At 61.3% G+C, this 23,623-nt stretch carries 24 protein-coding genes; 9 read left to right on the top strand and 15 right to left on the bottom strand.

From position 1 onward, the window contains the following. The first annotated feature begins 163 nt into the window (after window positions 1-163). Entirely contained in the window at window positions 164-1,231 is a 1,068-nt protein-coding gene (locus BLV09_RS01650; RefSeq protein WP_146686095.1) for a threonine aldolase family protein, read from the top strand. A gap of 338 nt (window positions 1,232-1,569) precedes the next feature. Next, window positions 1,570-1,857 (top strand): addiction module antidote protein, encoded by a 288-nt coding sequence (locus BLV09_RS01640; protein ID WP_146686094.1) that lies wholly within the window; start codon window positions 1,570-1,572, stop codon window positions 1,855-1,857. Here the strand turns inward: BLV09_RS01640 and BLV09_RS01635 are convergent. Genes BLV09_RS01635 through grxD form a run of 4 tightly spaced genes read right to left on the bottom strand, consistent with a single transcriptional unit; the run spans window position 1,854 to window position 5,335 of the window. Beyond that, window positions 1,854-3,140 carry a serine hydrolase domain-containing protein gene (locus tag BLV09_RS01635; protein WP_146686093.1) on the bottom strand — a complete coding sequence of 429 codons (1,287 nt, stop codon included), beginning with the start codon at window positions 3,138-3,140 and terminating at the stop codon, window positions 1,854-1,856. The two genes, BLV09_RS01640 and BLV09_RS01635, sit on opposite strands and share 4 nt — an antisense overlap. Continuing rightward, window positions 3,121-4,407, bottom strand: coding sequence for a serine hydrolase domain-containing protein (locus BLV09_RS01630; RefSeq protein WP_146686092.1), 1,287 nt, complete (start codon window positions 4,405-4,407; stop codon window positions 3,121-3,123). The genes BLV09_RS01635 and BLV09_RS01630 overlap by 20 nt, the downstream gene beginning before the upstream one ends. 44 nt (window positions 4,408-4,451) lie before the next feature. Then, window positions 4,452-5,000, bottom strand: a complete 549-nt coding sequence (locus BLV09_RS01625) for an O-acetyl-ADP-ribose deacetylase (protein WP_146686091.1) — start codon at window positions 4,998-5,000, stop codon at window positions 4,452-4,454. Between the two features lie 2 nt (window positions 5,001-5,002). Further along, the gene (gene grxD / locus BLV09_RS01620; protein ID WP_167558589.1) at window positions 5,003-5,335 is read right to left on the bottom strand and encodes a Grx4 family monothiol glutaredoxin; all 333 of its coding nucleotides are present in this window, start codon (window positions 5,333-5,335) and stop codon (window positions 5,003-5,005) included. 289 nt (window positions 5,336-5,624) lie between these two features. Between grxD and egtB the strand changes: the two genes are divergently transcribed. Both egtB and egtD read left to right on the top strand, forming a co-directional pair. Beyond that, window positions 5,625-6,878, top strand: a complete 1,254-nt coding sequence (gene egtB, locus BLV09_RS01615; RefSeq protein WP_146686089.1) for an ergothioneine biosynthesis protein EgtB — start codon at window positions 5,625-5,627, stop codon at window positions 6,876-6,878. 48 nt (window positions 6,879-6,926) lie between these two features. Then, complete coding sequence (egtD, locus tag BLV09_RS01610) at window positions 6,927-7,898, top strand: L-histidine N(alpha)-methyltransferase (RefSeq protein WP_167558587.1); 972 nt, start codon at window positions 6,927-6,929, stop codon at window positions 7,896-7,898. A gap of 59 nt (window positions 7,899-7,957) precedes the next feature. Here the strand turns inward: egtD and BLV09_RS01605 are convergent, their stop codons facing one another. Next, window positions 7,958-9,181, bottom strand: coding sequence for a low temperature requirement protein A (locus tag BLV09_RS01605; RefSeq protein WP_146686087.1), 1,224 nt, complete (start codon window positions 9,179-9,181; stop codon window positions 7,958-7,960). A gap of 15 nt (window positions 9,182-9,196) precedes the next feature. Then, window positions 9,197-9,451 carry a BolA family protein gene (locus BLV09_RS01600; protein ID WP_100382703.1) on the bottom strand — a complete coding sequence of 85 codons (255 nt, stop codon included), beginning with the start codon at window positions 9,449-9,451 and terminating at the stop codon, window positions 9,197-9,199. Between the two features lie 171 nt (window positions 9,452-9,622). Here BLV09_RS01600 and BLV09_RS01595 point away from each other — a divergent pair, with 171 nt between their 5' ends. Next, window positions 9,623-9,982, top strand: coding sequence for a DUF427 domain-containing protein (locus BLV09_RS01595; RefSeq protein WP_100382704.1), 360 nt, complete (start codon window positions 9,623-9,625; stop codon window positions 9,980-9,982). A 158-nt stretch (window positions 9,983-10,140) separates the two neighbouring features. On the opposite strand, the gene BLV09_RS01590 is transcribed toward BLV09_RS01595, so the two are convergent. After that, a complete protein-coding gene (locus tag BLV09_RS01590) occupies window positions 10,141-10,314 on the bottom strand; it encodes a DUF1328 domain-containing protein (protein WP_100386976.1) in 174 nt (57 codons plus the stop codon). A gap of 251 nt (window positions 10,315-10,565) precedes the next feature. Here BLV09_RS01590 and BLV09_RS01585 point away from each other — a divergent pair, with 251 nt between their 5' ends. Next, entirely contained in the window at window positions 10,566-11,750 is a 1,185-nt protein-coding gene (locus tag BLV09_RS01585) for an acyltransferase family protein (protein WP_146686086.1), read from the top strand. A gap of 329 nt (window positions 11,751-12,079) precedes the next feature. Here BLV09_RS01585 and purL read toward each other — a convergent pair whose 3' ends face one another. Further along, complete coding sequence (gene purL, locus BLV09_RS01580) at window positions 12,080-14,284, bottom strand: phosphoribosylformylglycinamidine synthase subunit PurL (protein ID WP_146686085.1); 2,205 nt, start codon at window positions 14,282-14,284, stop codon at window positions 12,080-12,082. A gap of 179 nt (window positions 14,285-14,463) precedes the next feature. On the opposite strand from purL, the gene BLV09_RS01575 reads away from it, so the two are divergent. Further along, complete coding sequence (locus tag BLV09_RS01575; RefSeq protein WP_146686084.1) at window positions 14,464-14,937, top strand: PaaI family thioesterase; 474 nt, start codon at window positions 14,464-14,466, stop codon at window positions 14,935-14,937. 23 nt (window positions 14,938-14,960) lie between these two features. Here BLV09_RS01575 and BLV09_RS01570 read toward each other — a convergent pair whose 3' ends face one another. The 5 genes from BLV09_RS01570 to purC form a co-directional block, all read right to left on the bottom strand. After that, window positions 14,961-16,580 (bottom strand): ABC transporter substrate-binding protein, encoded by a 1,620-nt coding sequence (locus BLV09_RS01570; protein WP_146686083.1) that lies wholly within the window; start codon window positions 16,578-16,580, stop codon window positions 14,961-14,963. Between the two features lie 155 nt (window positions 16,581-16,735). Continuing rightward, window positions 16,736-17,698 carry a tripartite tricarboxylate transporter substrate-binding protein gene (locus tag BLV09_RS01565; protein ID WP_167558586.1) on the bottom strand — a complete coding sequence of 321 codons (963 nt, stop codon included), beginning with the start codon at window positions 17,696-17,698 and terminating at the stop codon, window positions 16,736-16,738. Further along, complete coding sequence (gene purQ / locus BLV09_RS01560; protein ID WP_100382708.1) at window positions 17,695-18,396, bottom strand: phosphoribosylformylglycinamidine synthase subunit PurQ; 702 nt, start codon at window positions 18,394-18,396, stop codon at window positions 17,695-17,697. The genes BLV09_RS01565 and purQ overlap by 4 nt, the downstream gene beginning before the upstream one ends. Window positions 18,397-18,414: 18 nt before the next feature. Beyond that, window positions 18,415-18,657 (bottom strand): phosphoribosylformylglycinamidine synthase subunit PurS, encoded by a 243-nt coding sequence (gene purS, locus BLV09_RS01555; RefSeq protein ID WP_100382709.1) that lies wholly within the window; start codon window positions 18,655-18,657, stop codon window positions 18,415-18,417. 137 nt (window positions 18,658-18,794) lie between these two features. Then, a complete protein-coding gene (purC, locus tag BLV09_RS01550; protein WP_008974302.1) occupies window positions 18,795-19,562 on the bottom strand; it encodes a phosphoribosylaminoimidazolesuccinocarboxamide synthase in 768 nt (255 codons plus the stop codon). Window positions 19,563-19,892: 330 nt separating this feature from the next. Here purC and BLV09_RS01545 point away from each other — a divergent pair, with 330 nt between their 5' ends. Continuing rightward, on the top strand, window positions 19,893-20,213 hold the full coding sequence (locus tag BLV09_RS01545) for a DUF1476 domain-containing protein (protein WP_100382710.1): 321 nt from the start codon (window positions 19,893-19,895) through the stop codon (window positions 20,211-20,213). Window positions 20,214-20,318: 105 nt separating this feature from the next. Here the strand turns inward: BLV09_RS01545 and cynS are convergent, their stop codons facing one another. Beyond that, window positions 20,319-20,801: a cyanase gene (gene cynS / locus BLV09_RS01540; RefSeq protein WP_146686082.1), complete on the bottom strand. Its 483-nt coding sequence runs from the start codon at window positions 20,799-20,801 to the stop codon at window positions 20,319-20,321. A 248-nt stretch (window positions 20,802-21,049) separates the two neighbouring features. On the opposite strand from cynS, the gene BLV09_RS01535 reads away from it, so the two are divergent. After that, a complete protein-coding gene (locus tag BLV09_RS01535) occupies window positions 21,050-22,267 on the top strand; it encodes a GGDEF domain-containing protein (RefSeq protein WP_146686081.1) in 1,218 nt (405 codons plus the stop codon). On the opposite strand, the gene BLV09_RS01530 is transcribed toward BLV09_RS01535, so the two are convergent. Then, complete coding sequence (locus BLV09_RS01530; RefSeq protein ID WP_146686080.1) at window positions 22,264-23,466, bottom strand: TrmJ/YjtD family RNA methyltransferase; 1,203 nt, start codon at window positions 23,464-23,466, stop codon at window positions 22,264-22,266. The two genes, BLV09_RS01535 and BLV09_RS01530, sit on opposite strands and share 4 nt — an antisense overlap. Window positions 23,467-23,623: the final 157 nt, after the last annotated feature.

Raw genomic sequence — 23,623 nt, 5'->3', positions numbered from 1 at the left:
TTTGTTTGAGTAGGATGCCGTCTCCCTGAGGTGCGCGCGCTTTCTTGCGCGCCGCGAAGGGCGACGGCGACGATATGACTCATCCTTCGAGGCTCGAGCGCTCGCACCTCAAGATGACGCATACTCACTTCGCTGAGACTCTGCTGAACCAAGAGAACCCGCCATGACCTACACCCCTGCCCCACGCGATCCCAAGCAGACGCCGGTCCGCATCAATTTATTGTCGGATACGCAAACCCGCCCGACGCCCGCGATGCGCGATGCGATGGCGCGCGCCGACGTCGGCGACGAGCAGATCGGCGACGATCCCACGGTAAATCTGCTTTGCGAGCGCGTCGCGGATCTGCTCGGCAAGGAAGCCGCCGTGTTCATGCCCTCCGGCACCATGTGCAATGTCGCAGCGACGCTGGTGCATTGCCGGCCCGGCGACGAGATCCTGGCGCATGAGAGCGCGCATATCATCGCGCGTGAAGGCGGCGCGCACGCCGCGCTCGGCGGATTCCAGATCACGGCGCTGCCCGGCGCCGACGGGCAGTTCGCACCCGACACGTTTCGAAAAGCCCTGCACCCGCGCACGCGCTACCAGCCGCCGCAGACCGTGGTCAGCGCCGAGCAAACCGCCAATATCGGCGGCGGCACGATCTGGAAGAAGACCGATCTCGACGAGGTCGTGCAAATCGCCAGGTCGAACGGGATGGCAACGCATATGGACGGTGCGCGATTGCTGAATGCCTGCGTCGCGTCAGGCATCAGCGCCCGCGACATGACCGCCGGATGGGATTCGGCCTGGATCGACTTCTCCAAGGGACTGGGCGCGCCGATCGGCGGCGTGATCGCCGGCTCCCGTGACTTCATCGATGAAGTCTGGCGCTGGAAGCAGCGCCTGGGGGGTTCGATGCGCCAGGCCGGCATTTGCGCCGCGGCTTGCGTCTACGCGCTCGACCACCATGTCGACCGCCTTGCGGATGATCATGCCAACGCACGGGCGCTGGCGCGCGGGCTTTCGCAAATCGCCGGCATGCAGGTGCAGCAGCCCGAAACCAATCTGGTGTTCTTCACCCCCGACGGCGCCGGCGTGACCGGCGACAGGATGGTCGAGGCGCTGCGAAACCGCGGCGTGCTGCTGGCGATGATGGACGGCCGAATCAGGGCCTGCACCCATCTCGATGTCACGGCTGCGATGATCGATGAGACGGTCGGGCTGGTGCGCGAGATCGTGCGCGGCGCGTAGACCCCTCTTGACAATAGTATCCTATAGGATACAATGTGTTTCAAATTCAAAAGACTGAAGAATTCGACAAGTGGCTGTCAGGCCTCGCGGATCCAGATAGCTCAAGCGAAAATCGTTTCCCGCATAGAGCGTCTCGGCCTTGGTAATCCGGGTGACGTTGAGCCAGTGGGCGCGGGCGTAAGCGAAATGAGAGTACCCCACGGTCCCGGTTACCAGGTGTACTTCAAGAAACCGGCAACACCATCGTCCTCCTTTTATGCGGCGGAGATAAGTCGTCGCAAGAGAAGGATATCAAGCGAGCGAAAGACATAGCTGCCGAATTGTGAGAGGGAAAGCAGATGGTGAAAATCTCGAAGTTCGATGCGGCGGATTATCTCAAGACCCCGGAAGCCATCGCCGCTTATCTGAACGAGGCATTGGCAACCGATGACGCGACCTATATTTCTACTGCTCTTGATACCGTTGCGAGAGCAAAGGGAATGACCAACGTGGCGAAGGAAACGGGTCTGTCGCGCGAAAGTCTGTACAAATCTTTCAATGGATCGTCGAAACCCGAGTTTGATACGGTCCGAAAAGTAATCAGTTCGTTCGGCGTGCGGCTCGTTACAGAGCCGATCAAGGATTAATTCCCCAGCGCGTCATAAACCAGCGTCTTCACCTCAGTCTCGATCCGGCCACGCTGCGACGGCGTCTGCATCATGCAGATCACGAACATGTCGTCCTTGGGGTCAATGAAGAAGAAGGTGCCGGCAACGCCGTCCCAGCGGTATTCGCCCAGCGGCAACGGCGTATTGGGCGGCTGCATGGTGCGGACGGCGAAGCCGAGGCCGAACCCACTGTCTGCCCCGGGGAAATAGAAATAGTCGCGCGCGATTTTTGTCTCGGGCCCGATATGGTCCGAAGTCATCAGGGCGACGGTTTCAGGCTTGAGATAGCGCCTGCCATCGAGCGTGCCGCCATTGAGCAGCATCTGTGCAAACCGCACGTAATCGCCTGTGGTGCCGACCATGCCGGCGCCGCCCGATTCCCAGCGCCGTTTCAGCATCGGATTCCGGATGCCGGCGATCGGACTGGTGAAGCGGTCGTTCGGCATCGGCTCGGCGATCCGCGGGCGCTTGGCTTCGTCCGCGACGTAGAACGCGGTCTCGCGCATTCCGAGCGGATCAAGCAGGCGTTCCTTCTCGAACTGAAATAAGGATTTTCCCGACACCACCTCGATGACGCGGCCAAGCACATCGGTCGAATGCCCGTAATCCCACAGCGTTCCCGGCTGCTCGGCCAGCGGCAGCTTTGCGAGCCGGTCGGCGAACTCGGCATTATCGAAATCGCCCTTGAACAGATCGGAATTCGCATAAAGTTTCCGCACGGCGCTGTCGCCATAGAATCCGTACGTCAGGCCCGAGGTGTGGCGCAACAGGTCTTCGATCGTGATCGGGCGCTTGAGCGGTTCGAGCGCGAGTGCCGGCTTGCCGCTTTCATTCGGCTCTTCGACGCCGACCTTCACGTCGGCAAATGCGGGGATGTATTTTGAGAGGGGATCGTCGAGCGCGAGCTTGCCGTCTTCGACCAGCATCATCGCCGCGACCGATGTGATCGGCTTTGACATCGAATAGAGACGAAAGATCGCATCCTCTGCCATCGGACGCTTGCTCTCGACGTCGAGCACGCCGAATTTTTCGAAATAGACCGGACGGCCGTGCTGCTGGATCAGAACGATGGCGCCGGGAATCTTGCCGGTCGCGACTTCGTTGCGCATGTAATCGCTGACGCGCTCAAGCCCGGCGTGCGAAAAGCTGACGGAATAGGAAAGCGGCGGCTCGGCGCGGCCTGCGGTCGCGACGATGAGGAGCGCAAGCGCGACCGCAACGCCTGCTCGGCGTGCGGCTCCGTCAGTTCTCCATCGCTTCATAGATCATCTTCTTGACCGCCGGCTGGATCTTCTGACGCTCCGACGGGGTCTGTTCCAGCAACACGAAGAACATGTCCTGCTTGCGGTCGATCACGAAATAGCAGCCGCTGGCGCCATCCCATTTCAATTCGCCGAGCGAGCCCGCCGGCGGCGGCTTGGCGTTGCCGGGATTGGTGCGGACGCCGAAGCCGAGACCGAAGCCGAACCCGTCGCCAGGGAAATAGAAATAGTCACGCTTGACGCCCGAATCCGGGCCGACGTGATCCGACGTCATCATCTCGAACGCCTTGGGGCTGAGATATTGCTTGCCGTCGAATTTGCCGCCGTCGAGCAGCATCTTCGAGAAGCGTGCAAAATCAGCCATGGATGTGACCATGCCGCCGCCGCCGGATTCCCATTTCATGGCAACGGACGCGCTGCTTACGAATCCCACCCTGAAATCGCTGTCGTTCGGCATGGGCAGTGCGATCAACTTTTGCTTCGCAGGATCGGTGACGTAAAAGGTGGTTTCGGTCATACCGAGCGGGTCGAGCAGTTTTTCCTTTTCAAACTGAAACAGCGATTTTCCCGACACGATTTCAATGATGCGACCGAGAATGTCGGTCGAATGGCCGTAATCCCATAGCGTGCCCGGCTGCTCGGCGAGCGGTAGCTGGGCGATGCGCTCCGCAAACTCGGCATTGTCGAAATCGCCGTCATAGATCTTGGCATTGGCATAGGCCTTGCGGACGAGGCTGCCGCCGTAGAAGCCGTAGGTAATCCCGGAGGTTTGCGTCATCAGGTCGAAAACCGTGATCGGCCGGTCCACCGGCACGAGTTCGAGCGATTTTTCGCCGTTTTCGGCTTGCTTTTCGACGCCCACTTTGACCTTGGCAAACGACGGAATGTATTTGGCGACAGGATCGTCGAGCTTCAGTTTGCCTTCATCAATTAGCATCATCGCCGCAACCGACGTGATCGGCTTGGTCATCGAGAAAATGCGGAAGATCGTGTCGTCGGTCATCGGCTTCTTGGAGACGACGTCCTGCACACCGAAGAATTCGTGATAGACCGGCTTGCCATGCTGCGAGATCAGGAGGACCGCGCCGGGAATCTTGCCGTTCGCAATCTGGTCGCGAAAATAGTCGCCGATGCGCTCAAGCTTTTGCGGGTTGAAATGCGCCCCCGCAGGAATATCGAAGGTGCCTTCTGCGCCGGCTGAGGATAGCGCCGCCAGTGTCAGCAACGCACCCGAGATCAGCGACCGCGCCATATGCCGTGAATTCATTGTCCCCTCCCCGGAGCCAAGCGCCGCGGAGTGTAGCGGCCGGTTCAATCGGCACAAGGGTTGCCGAACTCGTCAAGCACCTCCGCGTGCAGCCGGGCGCTATCGTTGGAAAAGCAGCAGAAAATCACGCGTGTTACGGCCGGCGCTGCTGCCAGCGCATCAACGGTGGTTGAAGCCGCGATCCGCGCCGCGCGATCAGCGGGAAAGCGATAGATGCCGGTGGAAATCGCGGGAAAGGCAACCGACGCCAGATGATGGCTTTGGCACAACTCGATCGCACGGGCGTAGCAGGAGGCGAGAGCGGCATCTTCGCCCTGGCTGCCGCCGTGCCAGACCGGGCCAACGGCATGAATCACGTGCCGTGCCGGCAACCGGTACCCTCGGGTGATTTTGGCGTCGCCGGTCGCGCAGCCGTGGAGGGTGCGGCATTCGGCCAGCAGCTCAGGGCCAGCCGCACGGTGGATGGCGCCGTCGACGCCGCCACCGCCAAGTAATGAAGTGTTCGCGGCGTTGACGACAGCGTCAACGCGCAGCGTCGTAATATCGGCGACGATGACTTCGAGCCGCGCCGTGCCGATCTGGCGCGCGGCCAAGGTTAAGCCGACGCGCTGACCGCGACGCCCTTCTCGGCCATAAGCTGCTGCAGCTCGCCAGCCTGGAACATCTCACGGATGATGTCGCATCCGCCGACGAACTCGCCCTTGACGTAAAGCTGCGGGATGGTCGGCCAGTTCGAGTAGGTCTTGATGCCATTGCGAAGCTCGGCGGACTCGAGAACGTTCACGCCCTTATAACCGACCCCGACGTGATCGAGGATCTGGACCACCTGACCGGAAAAACCGCACTGCGGAAACTGCGGCGTGCCCTTCATGAACAGCACGACGTCGTTCGACTTCACTTCGTTCTCGATGAATTGCTCGATGCTCATATTCTCTTCCTTCCGGGGTTTAAGCCCTCGCGGCATGGGCTCGCGGCCGCCTCGTCCATCTAGCCCGACACTGAACATATATGTAGCCCAAACCGTTGTGCATCCAAAGTAAAATGGCGAAGAGCTGGCATACCGGGGGCCGGCTGCGAGGGGGGCGGACCATTGGCTGATGAGGGCAATATCATGGTTCGGGGAGGCTTTTATCCCGGAACGGAGCACCTATCTAGGACGGACTGTCCGCCAGGAACCAGTTCGCAACATCAACGTTCTCTCCCCGACGGAGACACCTGTGACGAAATCAGCATCCGCCGCGGCCGCCTTTGCACCCCCCCATCCGTCACTTTTCTCCGATTCAGGCACCCTCGCCCAGAATCTGGTGGAAGCCTATCTCGCTGTGAGAAACGAGACCGAGCGCCGCACCGCGCCGTTGACACCGGAAGACCAGCTGATCCAGTCGATGCCGGACGCGAGCCCCGCGAAATGGCATCGCGCCCACACCACCTGGTTTTTCGAGCAATTCTTGCTCGGCGAACATTGCCGGGGCTACCAGCCGTTTCATCCTGATTATGCCTATCTGTTCAATTCTTATTACGTCAGCGCCGGACCGCGGCACGCCCGCCACCAGCGCGGCCATCTGACACGGCCCAGCGCCGAGGAAGTCACCGCCTATCGCCGGCACGTCGACGCCGCCGTGGTGAAATTCTTCCAGACATCGGATGCGGATGCTTTGGCGAAACTCGCGCCGCTGGTCGAAGTCGGTCTCAATCACGAGCAGCAGCATCAGGAATTGATACTGACCGACATCCTCCATGCGTTTGCGCAGAACCCGATTCCGCCGGCCTATGATCCGGCCTGGCGCTTTCCGGCCTCAACGCGCGGCGGCGACCAATGGGTCTCTCTCAACGAGGGCATCCACACCGTCGGCCATACCGACGACAGCTTCCATTTCGACAATGAGAAACCAGCCCATCGCGCGCTGGTCGGTCCGGTCAGGCTTGGCCGCGATCTCGTCACCAATGCCGAATGGCTCGGCTTTATGGCAGATGGCGGCTACCGCACGGCGACGCTGTGGCTGATGGATGGCTTTGCAACCGTCACCAACGAAGAGTGGCAGGCGCCTGGCCACTGGCGCCAGATCGATAGCGAATGGAAAGTGATGACGCTCGGCGGGTTGCAGCCGGTCGATCCGAACGCCCCGGTCAGCCACGTCAGTTATTATGAGGCGGATGCTTTCGCACGCTGGAGCGGCAAGCACTTGCCGACCGAGATGGAATGGGAGGTCGCCGCCCGCGCCGGCCAGCTCAACGACGCCTTCGGCATCGTGTGGCAATGGACCCGCAGCGCCTATGCGCCCTACCCCGGCTACCGCGCGATCGAAGGCGCGCTCGGCGAATACAATGGCAAGTTCATGGTCAACCAGCTAGTGCTGCGCGGCTCTTCGCTTGCAACGCCGCAAGGCCATAGCCGTATCACCTATCGCAACTTCTTTTATCCGCACCACCGCTGGCAATTTACGGGGTTACGCCTCGCCGACTACGCCTGACTTTTTCCTTGAGTAATCGCGCGCCCGAAGCGCGTTCTGGAGAGTATCATGAATGTGCATGCCACCGCTTTGGCCGAGGCGCATCTTCCCGATGAACAGACCTCGGTATTCGCGCGCGATGCGATCGATGACCTGTCGCAACGTCCCAAACGCCTGTCGCCGAAATATTTCTACGACGCGACGGGATCGGAGCTGTTCGAAGCGATCACACGGCTGCCGGAATATTATCCGACCCGCACCGAGCTTTCGATTCTCAGGGATCGCAGCAGCGAGATCGCGGCCATCATTCCGAAGGGCGCGGCCTTGGTCGAATTCGGCGCCGGTGCGACCACAAAAGTCCGGCTGCTGCTGGAGAACTGCGCCATCGGCGCCTACGTGCCCGTCGATATTTCCGGCGACTTCCTGAAAGTCCAGGCCGACGCGCTGCGCAAGGATTTCCCTGAGCTGGCGGTCTATCCGGTGGCGGCGGATTTCACCGCCCCGTTCGCGCTTCCGGCGGCCATTGCGGGAATGCCGAAGGTCGGATTCTTTCCAGGCTCGACGCTTGGCAATTTTGAACCGCATGAGGCCTGCGCCTTTTTGCGCAGCGCCCGCGAGATCCTCGGCGCGGGCGCGCAGATGATTATCGGCGTCGACCTCGAAAAGGACGAACGCGTCCTGTATGAGGCGTATAATGATGCCGCCGGCGTCACGGCGCGCTTCAATCTCAACGTCCTGGTGCGCATCAATCGCGAACTCGGCGGCAATTTCGACCTCTCGGCCTTTAGCCATCGCGCGATCTACAATCGCGAGCGGCATCGCATCGAGATGCATTTGATCAGCAAGAAACCGCAGACCGTGCGCATGCTCGGCACCAGCATCGCGTTCCGCGCCGGCGAAAGCATTCATACCGAGAACAGCTATAAATACAGCCTCGAGCGCTTCTCGGCGCTGGCGCGCGGCTCCGGCTGGACGGCAGTAAAGTCGTGGACCGACAAGGCCGGCATGTTTTCGGTTCATGCGCTGGTGGCTTCGGACTGAGAATTCGTAGAGCCTTCTCGGTTCTGATTGAATCAGAACCGAGGCTCTAACCTTTGATTTTACGCGTTTTCTTTACGCGAACCGGCACCCACTTCGCTCGAAAACGTTCCAGCTCCCGATTGCAGCGAGACGGTTTCCCATACCGCGACGACGATCAGGATCGCGGTGGTGACGATCGACAGCATGAGTGGCGACAGATCGCTTGCGAACCACGCCAAAATGGCCAGGGCAACGATGCCGACGCCATGCGACAGCTGAAGCCAGCCGCGGATCGCGTGCTTGAACAGGATCGTTCCGATCAGGAACAACAGCGGACCGCCGATCGCGCTTAGCACCGTCTTCGCATCGGAATGGCCGGCCGGGTGGTTCAGCACCAGCTCATCGGCCACCGCGCCGACAATGATGCCGGCCACGATCGGCATGTGCAGATAGGTATAGGCCAGTCGCGCCAGCCGCCCCGGCGCACTGGATTTCGAAATCCGTTCGGACCCTGCTTCCGCGCCCTTGTGGAAATAGATCCACCACATCGCGATGCTGCCGATAAAGGCCGACACGAAGGCGGTGACATTGTCCGCGGTCCAGCTCAGATCGGCAAACGTTGCCCCGGTGACGACAATGGATTCGCCGAGCGCTATAATGATGAAGCCAGCACAGCGCTCCGCCATGTGACCGCCTTCGACGGCCCAGTCCTCGATCGAGGACATGCCGTATTTGGGCACCCAGAACCGCGCCGCGGGCGACAGATATTCGATCACCAAGGCCACCATCCACAGCCACAGCCGGGACTGGCCTTGCGCGAGACCACCGCCAATCCAGAACACCGCCGATGTCGACAGCCAGACCAGGATGCGGACCGCGTTCATCCGGATCGAACTCTGCGTCCGCGGGATCGACACCAGGAGAAAAATCGTCCGCCCGACCTGCATCGCGGCATAGGCGATCGCGAACCAGATCCCCCTGCTTTCAAAAGCCTGCGGAATCGAGGTCGAGAGCACCAGCCCGCCGAGCATCAGCAAAAACAGCAGGACCCGGACCGGGGTTAGTTCTGGATCAAGCCAGTTGGTGATCCAGGTGGTGTAGACCCACACCCACCAGACACCCAGAAACAGCAGCGTGACCTGCAATGCGCCGAGCGGGGTAAAGCGGCCGAGCAAGGTGTGTGAAATCTGCGTGACAGCGAAAACGAACACCAGGTCGAAAAACAGCTCGGCATTGGTGACGCGGCTGTGATGGTTGGGCAATGTGGGACGAAACAGCGCACCGCGTTGGTCGCCGCCCGCCATGGCCGCCGTCCCCGCCTAACCCTCCGGTACCCCGGGTCCGCTAGGTACCCCGGTCTGCAGGGCCAGCGCATGAAGCACGCCGCCCATCTGGCCCTTCAGCGATTGATAGACGATCTGATGCTGCTGAACGCGGGATTTGCCGCGGAACGAGGCCGAAATCACCGTCGCCGCATAGTGGTCGCCATCGCCAGCGAGGTCGCGGATCGTCACCTCGGCATCGGGAATCGCTGCCTTGATCATCGATTCGATATCGTGGGCGTCCATCGGCATCCAGGTTTTCTCCAGTCTGGCTTCTGAGGGTCTCGCGACCGTGACGCCCAAACCTAGCGCGGACGCCCTTCTAGGTCACGTGCCACGGCACTATATTCCTGATCTAATCGTTTGAAATGTGCCAGATCGCCTCTACCGATCACAACGGACTGACCGAAAAGGCTGACCATCATGAAACTCCCCGGCCCCGACCATCCCATCACCATTACGGCGAACCCGAAACGCATCCGCGTGACAGCTGACGGCGTTGTCATTGCCGACACCACCCATGCCCTGACGCTCAAGGAAGCCAGCTACCCGGCCGTGCAATATGTGCCGCGCAGCGACGCCAATATGGCGCTGCTCAAACGCACCGACCGGACCACGCACTGCCCCTATAAGGGAGATGCGAGTTATTTCAGCGTCCTGGCCAACGGCAAGACCATCGAAAACTCGATCTGGACCTATGAGACGCCGTTCCCGGCGATGACGGAAATCTCCGGCCACCTCGCGTTCTATCCGGATAAGGTCAAGATCGAGGAAGTGGCCTGAGGGGTTGTAGATATTTGGAGCGTCATTCCGGGGCGAAGCAGAGCTTCGAACCCGGAATCTCGAGATTCCGGGTCTGGTGCTGGCGCACCACCACGGAATGACGGAGTTGGTTGCTTCATCGCTATGACGACGACGTCTGCTGTGATCGAGAGCGTCCCCTACACCCTGAATATCGTGAGGCCCAGGATCAACAGGACCAGGAAGATCACGACAAAGACGTAAAACAGGAAGCGGGCGACGTCGGCGGACGCGGCCGAAACGCCAGTGAATCCAAGGACGCCGGCGATGATCGACACCACGAAGAAGATCAGCGCCCATTTCAAGATCGTCATTGCTTGCTCCGAATTGGCCGCGTGGGCCGCGGCTCGAGATTTCGCTGATCTATAACTTCGGGCGGTGGAACCGGTTCCCGAACAAAGCCGGCAGCGGACGGATCGCCGACGCCGATCCCAGCCAGTCCGGCGATCGGCGGCACGGTCCGGGAAATCCGGGATTGCATCGGCCTTGCAAATCTGCCGATTGGGTCTTGCTGAATCGGGTTCCCGGCGGCAACATCCGGCAGCATCAGCCTGCCGAGGCGCTTATGTCATCGATCTCCCATACCGCAACGGGCGCTGACGTTCGCGCTGCGCCAAAAGCCAAAGCGCGCAACGCCTCGCTCGACCGCTCCCGCACCTTTCTGACGCTCGTGGTGCTTATGCATCATGCGGTCATTCCCTACACCCATTTCGGTCATACCGATCCCAAATCGTGGATCGGCTTCGATATGGTCGTGCTCGCCACCGACAGCTTCTTCATGGCGATGTTCTTTTTCCTGTCAGGGCTGTTCGTATGGCCGGGGCTTGGGCATAAGGCGCCGCTGATATTCTTGCGGGATCGCCTGCTCCGGCTCGGCCTGCCGTTTGCGATCGCAGCCTTCACCGTCATACCGATCGCCTATTACGCTATCGCGCTTCGCCAGCAGCCCGACATCAGCTTCTCGGCATTCTGGTTGAAAACGGTGACGGTGGGGCCGTGGCCGAGCGGCCCGCTATGGTTCGTCTGGGTGCTGCTGGCGTTCGATCTGATGGCAAGCCTGCTGTATCGGCTGTCATCCCGCCTCGTCGACCCGATCAATCGCGTCTCGCTGCGCGGTTTCGACCAGCCAGCCGCATTCTTCCTGTTTCTGTTGGTCGTCACGGCCATCGTCTATATTCCGGCGCTGCTTTATTTCGGACCGAACCGCTGGTTCGAGTTCGGACCGTTCTCGGTGCAGGCCAGTCGCGTGCTGCTCTATGCCGCCTACTTCTTCATCGGCGCCGGCATTGGCGCTGCGAATTTCGATCGCGGCGTTCTCGGCACGAGCGGGCGGCTGGCAAAGAGCAGCTGGGGCTGGATCGCAGCAACGCTGATTCCATATTGCCTGATGTGGGTGATGATCTACATCAAGCGCGAAATATTGGGCAATCCTCCCGTCCAGCCGCCTTGGTATCTGGCAAGCTACGGCTTGTTCTACGTGGCCTTCAGCGCCGCCATCCTGTTCGCGATCCTGGCGTACTTCCTGCGGTTCAAACAATCGGGCTGGAGCCTGCTCGATCCGATGCAGCCTGACGCCTACGGCATGTTCCTGGTGCACTACCCGATCGCGCTGTGGCTGCAATATTGGCTATTCGATTTCGATCTGCCTGCGATCGTCAAGGTTGCCATCGTATTCGTGCTTACGGTGGCATTGAGCTGGGCATTGACGGCGGCGCTGCGGAAAATTCCGGGCGCGACGCGGGTGCTTTAGGTCTTTATTCCCCGAGGGGGTGTCCGGCGCGTTTTCTTCAAGAAAGCGCTTTGGCTTGGCATCAAAACTGCATCTGCTTGATGAGGGAGGCGTGTCCAGGGTCCATTCGAAAGGACACCCAATGGGACTATCGGCTATTTTGATTGCTACCGCCCTCAGCCTGACCATGCTTGTAGCCGTATCGGACCTCCCCTAACGGTTTGAATTTATCATAGCGTTCGAGCGAAACCCTGCCCGCACCTCGATAGCGGGGTGGATGTCGGTTCGCGTTGGGAAAACGCATCAAAACAAGAGACTGGAGCCGGTTCTTGTCAAATTGGAACCGGTCTCTAATGCGCGCCGGCCATGTAAGCAGGCAACCAGCGTTCAAAAGCGGACTTGAGTGACGCAACCGAAACCGCCGGCTCGCCGGCCACGGTGATCGCGTCGCCGCCAGTGGTGCCGATACGCACGCAGGGCACGCCGGCGCCCTTCATTTTTGCCAGCACCAGACCGGCCTCCTGCGCCGGCACGGTGACGATGTAGCGGGCCTGGTCCTCGCCGAACCAATATGCATGCGGCACAATTGATGCCGGCGCCGCCAGCAATTGCGCACCGACGCCGCCCGACATCGCCATCTCCGCCAGCGCAATCAAAAGCCCGCCATCGGAAACGTCATGTACGGCTGTCGCCGTCCCGGCGTGGATCATGCCCCGCACCACGCAGCCGTTGCGCTTTTCCGCGGCGAGATCGACCGGCGGCGGCGCGCCTTCTTCGCGGCCGCAGACGTCGCGCAGATAGACGGATTGTCCGAGCCAGCCCTGCGTGTCGCCAATCAGCAGAATCGCCTCATCGGCGGCCTTGAATGCAAGCGTTGCCGATTTCGTGAAATCGTCGAGCAGGCCGACGCCGCCGATCGAGGGCGTCGGCAGGATGCCGCGGCCGTTGGTCTCGTTGTAGAGCGAGACGTTGCCGGACACGACGGGGAAGTCGAGCGTGCGGCAGGCTTCGGAGATGCCCTTCAGGCAGCCGACGAACTGGCCCATGATCTCCGGCCGTTCCGGATTGCCGAAATTGAGATTGTCGGTGATCGCGAGCGGCCGCCCGCCCACCGCCGTGATGTTGCGCCAGGCCTCCGCTACCGCCTGCATGCCGCCCTGATACGGATCGGCCTCGCAGTAGCGCGGCGTGACGTCGACTGTCAGCGCCAGTCCCTTCGGACCATCCTGTACCCGCACCACGGCAGCGTCGCCGCCCGGGCGTTGGACGGTGTTGCCGAGAATGACGTGATCATACTGCTCCCAGACCCAGCGCTTGGAGCAAAGCTCCGGCGTCGCGATCAGTTTTTCCAGCGCCGGCATGATCCCGATCGGCGGCTGGACGTCGCGCGCATGGACGACCGGCAATAGCGGCGTCGCGACATGCGGGCGATCATACAGCGGGGCTTCGTCGCCCAGTTCCTTGATCGGCAGATCGGCCATGACGTCGCCACCATGCTTCACGACAAAGCGCTTGCTCGGCGTGGTGTAGCCGACAACGGCGAAATCGAGCCCCCATTTGCGGAAGATCGCTTCGGCCTGTTTTTCCTTCTCCGGCTTGAGCACCATGAGCATGCGCTCCTGACTCTCCGAGAGCATCATCTCGTAGGCGCTCATGCCGGTTTCACGCGTCGGCACCGCGTCGAGATCGAGATCGACGCCGAGATCGCCCTTGGCGCCCATCTCCACCGCCGAGCAGGTCAGCCCCGCCGCGCCCATGTCCTGGATCGCGATCACGCAATCGGCTTCCATGATTTCGAGGCAGGCCTCCAACAGCAGCTTCTCCGCGAAGGGGTCGCCGACCTGAACGGTCGGGCGCTTCTCGGCGGAATCATCGTCGAATTCGGCCGACGCCATCGAGGCGCCGTGAATGCCGTCGCGACCGGTCTTGGAGCCGAGATAGACGATCGGCATGTTCACGCCGGATGCCGCCGCGTAGAAGATCTTGTCGGTGTCGGCGAGGCCAACCGCCATCGCGTTGACCAGGATGTTGCCGTCATAGCGGGTGTGGAAACGCACCTGCCCGCCCACCGTCGGCACGCCGAACGAATTGCCATAGCCGCCAACACCGGCGACGACGCCCGACACCAGATGGCGGGTCTTGGGATGCTCCGGCGCGCCGAAGCTCAGCGCATTGAGGCACGCGATCGGGCGCGCGCCCATGGTGAAGACGTCGCGCAGGATGCCGCCGACGCCCGTGGTCGCGCCCTGATACGGCTCGATGTAGCTCGGATGGTTGTGGCTCTCCATCTTGAACACCACCGCCTGGCCATCGCCGATGTCGATGACGCCGGCGTTCTCGCCCGGTCCCTGGATCACCCACGGCGCCTTGGTCGGCAGTCCCCGCAGATGGATTCGGGAGGATTTATACGAGCAGTGCTCGTTCCACATCGCCGAGAAAATCCCAAGCTCGGTGAAGCTCGGCACGCGGCCGATCAGCTTGAGAATGCGCTCATACTCGTCGGGTTTGAGCCCATGGCTGGCAACGAGTTCAGGGGTGATTTGCGGCTGGTTCATGAGGCTTCTTGTGCGAGTGAAGTCCCTTATTAGGGAGATCGGCAGGGGTGGAAAAGGCCTTTTATGGCGCAATTTCCCGATGTCCATAGCTTTGCGGCGGCAACGCCTTCCATCAAGGTTTGCACATCGCGGATGGATCGGATTTAAGGGCTGAAACCCTCAATGGAAGGCCATATCGCGTGGACGACCTGACCAAAACCGCATATCGCAACCGCCCCGACCTGCATGTCGAAACTTCAGGCGAATTCGCCGGCTGGCGGACCTGGAGCCGCGACAGCTTCGAATCCCTCAACGGGCCGTTCTGGCACCGGATGGACGACGACGGTCGCGTGCGCTGCGCCTTCCGGGTCGAAAAGAAGCATCTCAACGGCATGGGCAATGTCCATGGCGGTTGCTTCATGACGTTCGCGGACTACTGCCTGTTCGCCATCGCCTCGCCCCTGCTCGAGGGACCCGGGGTCACGGTGTCGTTTGCCAGCGAATTTCTCGATGCCGCCCGCGAAGGCGAGTTGATCGAATGCGACGGCGAAATCATGCGCGCCGGCGGCTCGCTGATCTTCCTGCGCGGGCTGCTGAAATCCGGCGATCGCTCGCTGTTCTCCTTTTCCGGCACCATCAAGCGCGTGAAGCGGCGAACGCTGCCGGCCGCCTGAGACCTGACGCTTCCCCGTCTATCTTACTGCATACTGACTAGCGTCAGATCGACGAACCACGACTGCGGCGAGACGAAGCCCTTGACCTTGGGACTCATCGCGCGCGGGTTGAGATCGTGGACGATATAGAGCCAGGGAGGGTTGTCGACGAGACGTTCATGCGCCTTGCGATAGGCCGCCGAGATTTCCTTGGGATCGGTGGAGTCCCCGACCGTCTTGAGCGCGGCCTCGAATTCATCGTCCTTCCATTGCTCGAAATTGAAGCCGTTCGGCGAAAAATTGGCGGATGAGAAATAGCGCGCCATGACGCCGGGATCCGACGATGGCGAACTGATATTGAGCGCCATCGCACCCTGCAAACTCGGGCTGTCGGGCGTGGCGCGGGCCGCCGTCAAAAGAACCTGCCATTCGATCACATCGAACTCGACATTGACGCCGCAGTCCTCTTTCAGATTCTGCTGCAGGAATTCGTTCATCGGCAAGGGCAGCATCTGTCCCGAACCGGAATTCGAGATCATCACCTTGAACGACAACGGCTTTGCTGGTGTGTATCCGGCCTCGGCGAGCAGCGCCTTGCCTTTGGCCGGATCGAATTTGTAGAGATTGGCCGGTGCGCCAAAATCGGGATCACCGATCTTGAGCCAGCCCACCGAGGGCTCCGCGGTCCCGTTGAGCAATGACACCAGCCCGTCCCGGTCGACGCAGTAGTTCAGGGCCTGGCGAACCCTGACATCCTTGAAGGGACTGTTGGTCGCACCGATGTTGTAAAACCACGGCCAGACATGAGGATAGGAGCCGGTCGTGATGATGTAGCCGGCCGATTTCAGCGAGGAGAGGCCATCAGCCGGAGGCACCTCGATCCAGTCCACCTGACCGGAACGCAACGCCGCCAGACGCGAATTCGCCTCGGGGATCGGCATCAGCACGACATTGTCGACTTTCGCCATCTTGGCGGCGTCCCAATATTTATCCCACCGCGACAGATCAGCCTCCTGCCGCGGCAGGATCCTGGTGATGCGGAACGGCCCGGTGCCGGCCGCCGGCAAGGTCGCGACCTTGGCCCAATCATGACCGGCCTTTTCGAACGAGGCCGGCGAGGTGAACAGCAGATAGACAACCATATAGGGGAAATAAGATGCCGGTTTCGTCGTGGTGATGGCGACGGTGCTGTCATCAATCTTCTTGTAGGAGCCCATCAGCGGCACGCGCGCCCGCGACATCGCCGAACTCGGCGCCTCGAATTGCGGGCTGGAATTGTTGAAATAGCGATCCAGGTTCCAGATCACGGCATCGGCGTTGAAATCCGTGCCGTCGTGGAATTTCACGCCGCGGCGCAGATGGAAGATCCAAGTCTTGTTGTCAGCCGGATCCTGCTCCCATTTCTCCGCGAGCCCGGGGCGCAAAGCCGCCAGTTGGTCGGTCCTGGTCAAATCCCACAGCACCAGGCCTTCAAAAATCGGGTAGCCGAGGAAGCGCATTCCTTCAAAGCCGTTATTCGGCAATCCGGTTGCGGTCGGGATATCGGCCGCAGTCATGGCGATGCGCAGTGTCGTTTCGGCCATTGCGGATTTGCCGCACAATAAAACAGCCGATAGCGCAAGGGCGCAGAAAGCGTTGCGCCAGGAAGCTTTGCGAATAAGCATGACATCTCCTGTCCGACGATCAGCGTTCGGCGAATAGGAGTGCAGGAGCAAGTTTCACGCCAGCCGTAGCTCAGCCTATCGCTGGACCGGAACCCCTCACCCGGCGCTGCGCGCCGACCTCTCCCAACGGGAGAGGTGATGGGGACGGCCGTTGCTTATTTCTGTTGCAACAGCTTGTGATACTTCTCGACGTCGCGCGCCACCAATTGCTGCAGCACTTCGGGCGCGTGCTCGTTGGCATCTGGCGCGACGGTCGACAGATCGGCAAAGCGCTTTTTGACCGCATCGCTTTCAACAGCGGTGCGCGCCGCGGTGTTGAGCTTGGCGATGAGCTCCGGCGGCGTTCCCTTTGGCGCGAACAATCCGTTCCAGCCCTGCGCCTCGAATTCGGGAAGGCCTGCTTCCGCCGAGGTCGGCAGATCCGGCAACGTCGGCAGCCGAACCGTCGAACCGACCACCAGGCCCTTGACCAGCTTGCCCTGGATCGACTGCGACACCGAAGCCGCCGCATCGCAGACGCCATCGATCTGGCCGCCGATTGCGTCCGTCAACGCGGGCGCAGCGCCGCGATAGCTGACCAGCGCCACATCGATCCCGGCCGCCTGCACGAAACTCTTGCAGATCAGGTAATTCGATGAGCCGACGCCGGCATGGCCGAGATTGACCTTGCCGGGGTTGCTTTTGGCGTAGGTGATGAACTCCTTCACGCTCTGGGCAGGAAAATCCTTGCGCAGCGCGATGATGCCGAACGTCTTCGCCACCATGGCGATCGGCACAAATGAGTCCGGCGTGAACGGCAGGTCCGGATAGATCGTGTAGGACGCCGCATTGGTGCCGGCATTGCCGATCGCGATGGTGTAGCCGTCAGGCGCCGCGCGCGCGGCCTTGGCCAGCGCGGTCGAGCCCCCGGCGCCGCCGATATTCTCGATCACGATGTTCTGTCCGAGCGCCAGGCCCATTTGCTCGGCGACCGTGCGCGCGACAACGTCCGACGTTCCACCGGCCGCGAACGGCACGATCATCGTGATCGGATGATTTGGAAAATCCTGCGCGTTGGCACAGGTCGCAAACGAAACCGCGGCAACAAGTGCGAGCAGCCGAACCCCGAATAGATTCACGCAGCGCGCTCCAGATGCGCGACAAGCCCCGCGAACAGGCCGCGACCGTCGGTGCAGCCCATGATGTCTTCGACGTGATTTTCCGGATGCGGCATCATGCCGAGCACATTGCCGCGCTCATTGACGAGGCCCGCGATCGATTGCGCGGCGCCGTTGAAGTTGGAATTTTCGTCGACCACGCCGTCCGCGGAGCAATAGCGATAGAGCACCCTGCCCTCGCCTTCTATCCGCTTCAGCGTCTCTTCATCCGCTTCGTAATTGCCCTCGCCATGCGCGACCGGCACGCGAATGATCTGGCCGGCATTGTAACCGCGCGTAAACGGCGTGTCGGAGCGCTCGACCCGCAGATGCACGTCGCGGCAGACGAATTTCAGCTGCGCGTTGCGCATGAGAACGCCGGGCAACAGGCCGGACTCGCAGAGGATCTGAAACCCGTTACAGACACCAAGCACGAGTCCGCCGTCGGCCGCGAAAGCGCGCACCGCATCCATCACGGGCGAACGCGCCGCGATGGCGCCACAGCGCAGGTAATCGCCATAGGAAAATCCACCGGGCACCACCACAAGATCGGTACCTTTGGGCAGCGAGGTCTCGGCGTGCCAGACCATCTGGGCTTCATGACCGGAAGCGAGCTTGAGCGCGCGTGCCATGTCACGTTCGCGATTGATGCCGGGAAAGACGAGGACCGCAGATTTCATGACGTAGCTCAGTATTCCCTAGCCCAACACTTCAACCCGGTAATTCTCGATCACCGTGTTCGCCAGCAACTTGTCGGCGGCCTCTTTCAATGCCGCCTCTGCCTTGGCCTTGTCGGAGCCTGAGAGTTCGATGTCGAACACCTTGCCCTGACGCACGCTGGCGACGCCGTCGACGCCAAGCGATTTCAGTGCACCTTCGATGGCCTTGCCCTGGGGATCGAGGATGCCGGTCTTAAGGGTAACGGTAACGCGCGCTTTCATATTCCTGACCCAGTATTCAGAACGCCACCCTGAGGTGCGAGGGCTAGCCCGAGCCTCGAAGGGCGACATTGTATTTCACATCTTCATCCTTCGAGGCTCGCCGAAGACGGCTCGCACCTCAGGATGACGGACATCAACTAGCTCTTCACCAGTACCGGGCCCGAACCTGCCGGACGCTCGTTCTCCATCAGAATCCCCAGCCGCTTGGCGACTTCGGTATAGGCCTCCAGCAGGCCACCGAGATCCCGGCGGAAACGATCCTTGTCCAGCTTCTCGTTCGACTTGATGTCCCACAGCCGGCACGAATCCGGCGAGATCTCGTCAGCGACGATGATTCGCATCATCTCGTTCTCGAACAGGCGCCCGCATTCCATCTTGAAATCGACCAGACGGATGCCAATGCCCAGAAACAGCCCGGTGAGGAAGTCGTTGACGCGGATCGCCAGCGCCATGATGTCGTCGATTTCCTGCGGCGTCGCCCAGCCGAACGCCGTGATGTGCTCCTCGGAGACCATGGGATCGTTGAGCTGGTCGTTCTTGTAGTAGAATTCGATAATCGAGCGCGGCAGCTGGGTACCTTCCTCGATGCCGAGGCGCTGCGACAGCGATCCCGCCGCCACGTTCCGCACCACGACCTCGAGCGGCACGATCTCAACTTCGCGAATCAATTGCTCGCGCATGTTGAGGCGGCGGATGAAGTGGGTCGGCACCCCGATGTCGTTGAGGTGCTGAAACAGGTACTCCGAAATCCGGTTGTTGAGGACGCCCTTGCCCTCGATCACCTGGTGTTTCTTGGCATTGAACGCGGTCGCATCGTCCTTGAAGTGCTGGATCAGGGTTCCCGGCTCCGGTCCTTCATAGAGAACCTTGGCCTTGCCTTCATAAATGCGGCGTCGACGGCTCATTGGGATGTACCGTGTTTTGTTGAAATCCATGCGATTGGTGTGCTCCGAATGACAAGGTTACGACCCACGACGGAGCTGCCGTGAAGGTCCGGGACTGGAAACAGAACAAGAACCGGGCCTGTTGGCAACCTATCCGATTGGCCCATGCAGCACAATCGATCCGGCTGCTTTGGGCCCTACTTATACCGCGCTAGTGCCCTGTTTCGGTGACGCAAGACTGCGGCCTTACGGCCCTTTATTTTAACGATTCGCCCTGCTTATCTAGGCATCAGGGCGAGCCGCCGCAACGAGGCCAGGCTACCCCTTCGGCATGAGGATCGGAACCCGGCCATGACCACATTCGACAAGCGCGAAGAGGGATTCGAGAAGAAATTCGTTATCGACGAGGGACTCAAATTCAAGGCCGATGCCCGCCGCAACAAGCTGCTCGGGCTGTGGGTCGCGGGGCAAATCGGCATGACCGGCGATGCCGCCAGCACCTACGCCAAAACAGTCGTAGCCGCCGATTTCGAGGCAACCGGCAATGGCGTGCTCGGCAAAGTCACCGCCGATCTCGGCGCCGCCGGTGTTACCGTCTCGGAAGAGCAGCTTCGCGCCAAGATGGACGAGTTGATGGCGCTGGCTATCTCGCAGGTAAAGGCTGGAATTTAGCGCTCCGTCATTCCGGACGTCGCGTAGATCCGGAATCTCGAGAGAACGAAAACAACTGCGAGATTCCGGATTCGCGCTTCGCGCGCCCCGGAATGACAGAAGGACTCATCCCTCCTTGAATCCGTATTCCGGTACGTTGCCGCTCGCCCCGTAATATTTGTAGGGCAGGAACTTGCCGGACATCGTGATCTTGACCCGATCGCCTTTCGGATTGGGCAGGCGCTCCATCACCATGTCGAAATCGATCGCCGACATGATGCCGTCGCCATATTCCTCCTCGATCAGCGCCTTCCAGGCCGGCCCGTTGACCATCACCAGTTCGTAGAAGCGGTAGATCAGGGGATCGGTCGGCGGCATCGGCGTGCCGCGCATCGGCACTTCGTTCAGCATCGCGGTCTCGGATTTGGAGAGCCCGAACAATTCGCCGGCATTGGCGGCTTGCGGTTTTGTCAATTTCATCTGGCCGAGGATGGCGCCGACGATCAGCACCTTGGAATAGCCGCCGATCTTCTCGCAGATGTATTTCCAGCTCCAGCCTTTCTCGCGCTTGATGTCGAGCAGCTTCTCAGTGAGATCGGATCGTTTCATGCGCATTCTCCCTGACGCTTGATGCGAGTATTCCAGCCCGATCAAACGCAAGGAGCATGCCAAATCCGCCGCACAAACCATCAGAGGAACATGGCGTACACCCCTGCTGGATGCCAGTCGGCCTCGGCAATTTCTCGAAAGGATTACCAACGTTTACCGATCGTCAAGCACGACAGCGCGCGGGCGCGCCGTCTTAAATGCCTGTTAGGGCGTGCGCGTGCTGATCCCGGCCGGGGACGGTGAACCTGATGCCGATCGAGAAAAAACTTTACAGTCTGCCGCGCTGGGGCATTGCCCGCTGGCTCGGCGATGCGGGGCCGGGCGTGCCCGACGATATCCGTGTGGCGCTGATCGACAGGCTACACGGCAGTCTTCCGGTTTTCGGAGCGGGCGCCATCAACACGATCGCCGTGGCGGCGGCGACCGCAATCCGGCATCCGACGGCGCCGTTCCTCGCTTGGCTGGTCCTGGAGGTTGCGATCTGCCTCGCCCGGCTTGTGGTGCTCCTCATCGCCAATAGCGCGGCGCTCGCGGGGCGCAGGACCCCGACGGACCTGCATATCCTGTTCGCCGTCGCCTGGAGCGCGAGTGTGGGGTTCGGCGCCCTGATCAGCCTGGCAAGCGGCGACTGGGGCGTCGCGACGCTGGCCTCGCTGTCGTCGTCGGCGATGGTCGGCGGCATCTGCTTTCGCAATTTCTGCGCGCCGCGCCTTGCTGGAACGATGATCCTGCTCAGCCTTGGCCCTATCGTGCCGGGCGTCGCGCTCGCCGGAGACCCCGTGCTCTATATCGCGTATTTGCAGGTGCCGCTTTATTTCCTGGCGATGACGGCGGCGGCTTTCAGGCTCAACAAGATGCTGATTGCGACCATGCGCTCCGATCGAAAGAACGATCATCTGGCGCGTCATGACGCCCTCACGGGGTTGTTGAATCGCGCAGGATTTGTCGATGCCCTGCAGGCGAAGCTCCCGGCGGGCGGCCACCGCGAAAAATCCGCCGCGCTACTGTTTCTCGATCTCGACAGCTTCAAGCCGATCAACGACACGTTCGGGCATCAGGTCGGCGACAGGCTGCTTAAACTGGTCGCAGAGCGCCTAAGTCACACGTTGTCGCCGACCGACGTGATCGCGCGCCTGGGCGGCGACGAGTTCGTGGTGCTGGCGAACGACCTGACGCCGGAGCAGGCGCTTGCGGTTGGGCACCGCATTATCAGCGTGGTCACGATGTCCTATGATTTGGGCGAGGGAATTCGCACCAATGTCGGCGTCAGCGTCGGCCTGGCGATGTCGCCGGAACACGGCACCGAGGCCGAGGTACTGCTCGCGGTTGCCGATGCGGCGCTCTATGAGGCGAAATCCAGCGGCAAGTCCTGCTGCCGCGTGGCTTCCGCCGGGGCCAACCTGGCCGCCCTGCGCAGACTCCAGGACAAGAGCACCACCAAGATCGGGACTGCCAGGGTCGCTTAACCCGACGCCGAGAGGCTTGATTGCAGCCGCGTGAGCTCTCCCTCGATATCTCGCTCGACCGCGGCGGCCGGCATCTCGATGACCTTGTAGCCGCGCTGCTCCAGCCATGCCTGCCGCATCGCGCGATCCCTGGCGATCAGGTCGGTCTCATCGGGATTGATCAGTTCGATCGCGTGGCGATGCACGAACGAGACGAAGTCGGGGATGTGCCGCCCCACCGGGGTCTGGCGCTTGAACTGCCCGGCAAAGCGCCGGTCGGTGGTCAAAGCCTGCCAGAGAATGCGCTCCGCATCGGTCGGATTTCGTCGTAATAGCCGCGCCAGCCCGCGCACGGTGCCGCTTTCTGACGGCAGCGCACCCTGCCCGTGTTCGGCGAGCAACGCGCGCAGCCGTATGGCCTGTTCGCCATCGAGCACGCCGCCCTTGGCCGGGCCTTTGCGTCCCTCGGCGATCGCCATCACCACGCCGTGCAGCGTGTGCATGTCCTGCTTGGTCGGATCCATGCGGGTGAAGATGTTGCGCAAATTGACCAGCATGGTCTCGCGCTTCTCCGGCGGCCGCAGGAATTCGACCTTGTCGAGCTCGCGCACGAGATTGTCGAAGAACGCCTGCATCTGGTGCTGCGAGGCGGGTTCCGAGCGTTCCGGCATCGCGAACGGCAGTGCGCCCTCGGTCGAGAGCTTGAACCATTCATAGCCGATCAGCAGCACCGCCTGCGCCAGATTGAGCGAGGCGAAACCGGGATTGACCGGAAAAGTGATGATGCGGTTGGCGAGCGCGACCTCCTCGTTCTGCAAGCCGTAGCGCTCGCGGCCGAACAGGATGCCGACCGCGCCACCGGTTGCGACGTGGCCCGCGATTTCCCGCGCGGCGGCTTCAGGTGCGACCACCGGCTTGGCCTGATCATGGGCACGCGCAGTGGTGGCAAACAGCAGGTTCAGATCGGCCACCGCCTGCTCGACGGTGTCGAACAGTTCGGCTTGATCCAGAATATGATCCGCGCCGGAGGCCGCGCGCTGCGCGCTGATGTTCGGCCAGCCGTCGCGCGGATTGACGATCCGCAGCCGCGTCAGGGCAAAATTGCCCATCGCGCGCGCGGCCATGCCGATGTTCTCGCCGAGCTGCGGCTCGACCAGGATGACGACGGGGCCTTCGAGATCGGCGCCTGTTTTGGTCTTGTCGGTGCCCGAACCGGACATCTCACGTCACTTTCTGATTCAACATCCGAAGCTTTTGAATCAAGTCCTGACGAACCTGATCCAGCACCTCATTTCCAGCCTTATTCGACTGACCCGAGCGGAGGAGTTTCTCAAGCGAAATAACGCGGTTAGAACCGCACTCTCGAGAAAACTTTCA

The sequence above is a fragment of the Bradyrhizobium canariense genome (assembly GCF_900105125.1).
Classification (GTDB): Bacteria; Pseudomonadota; Alphaproteobacteria; order Rhizobiales; family Xanthobacteraceae; genus Bradyrhizobium; species Bradyrhizobium canariense_A.
Note: the sequence above shows the minus strand (reverse complement) of the source record. Positions and strands in the feature narration are given on the sequence as shown.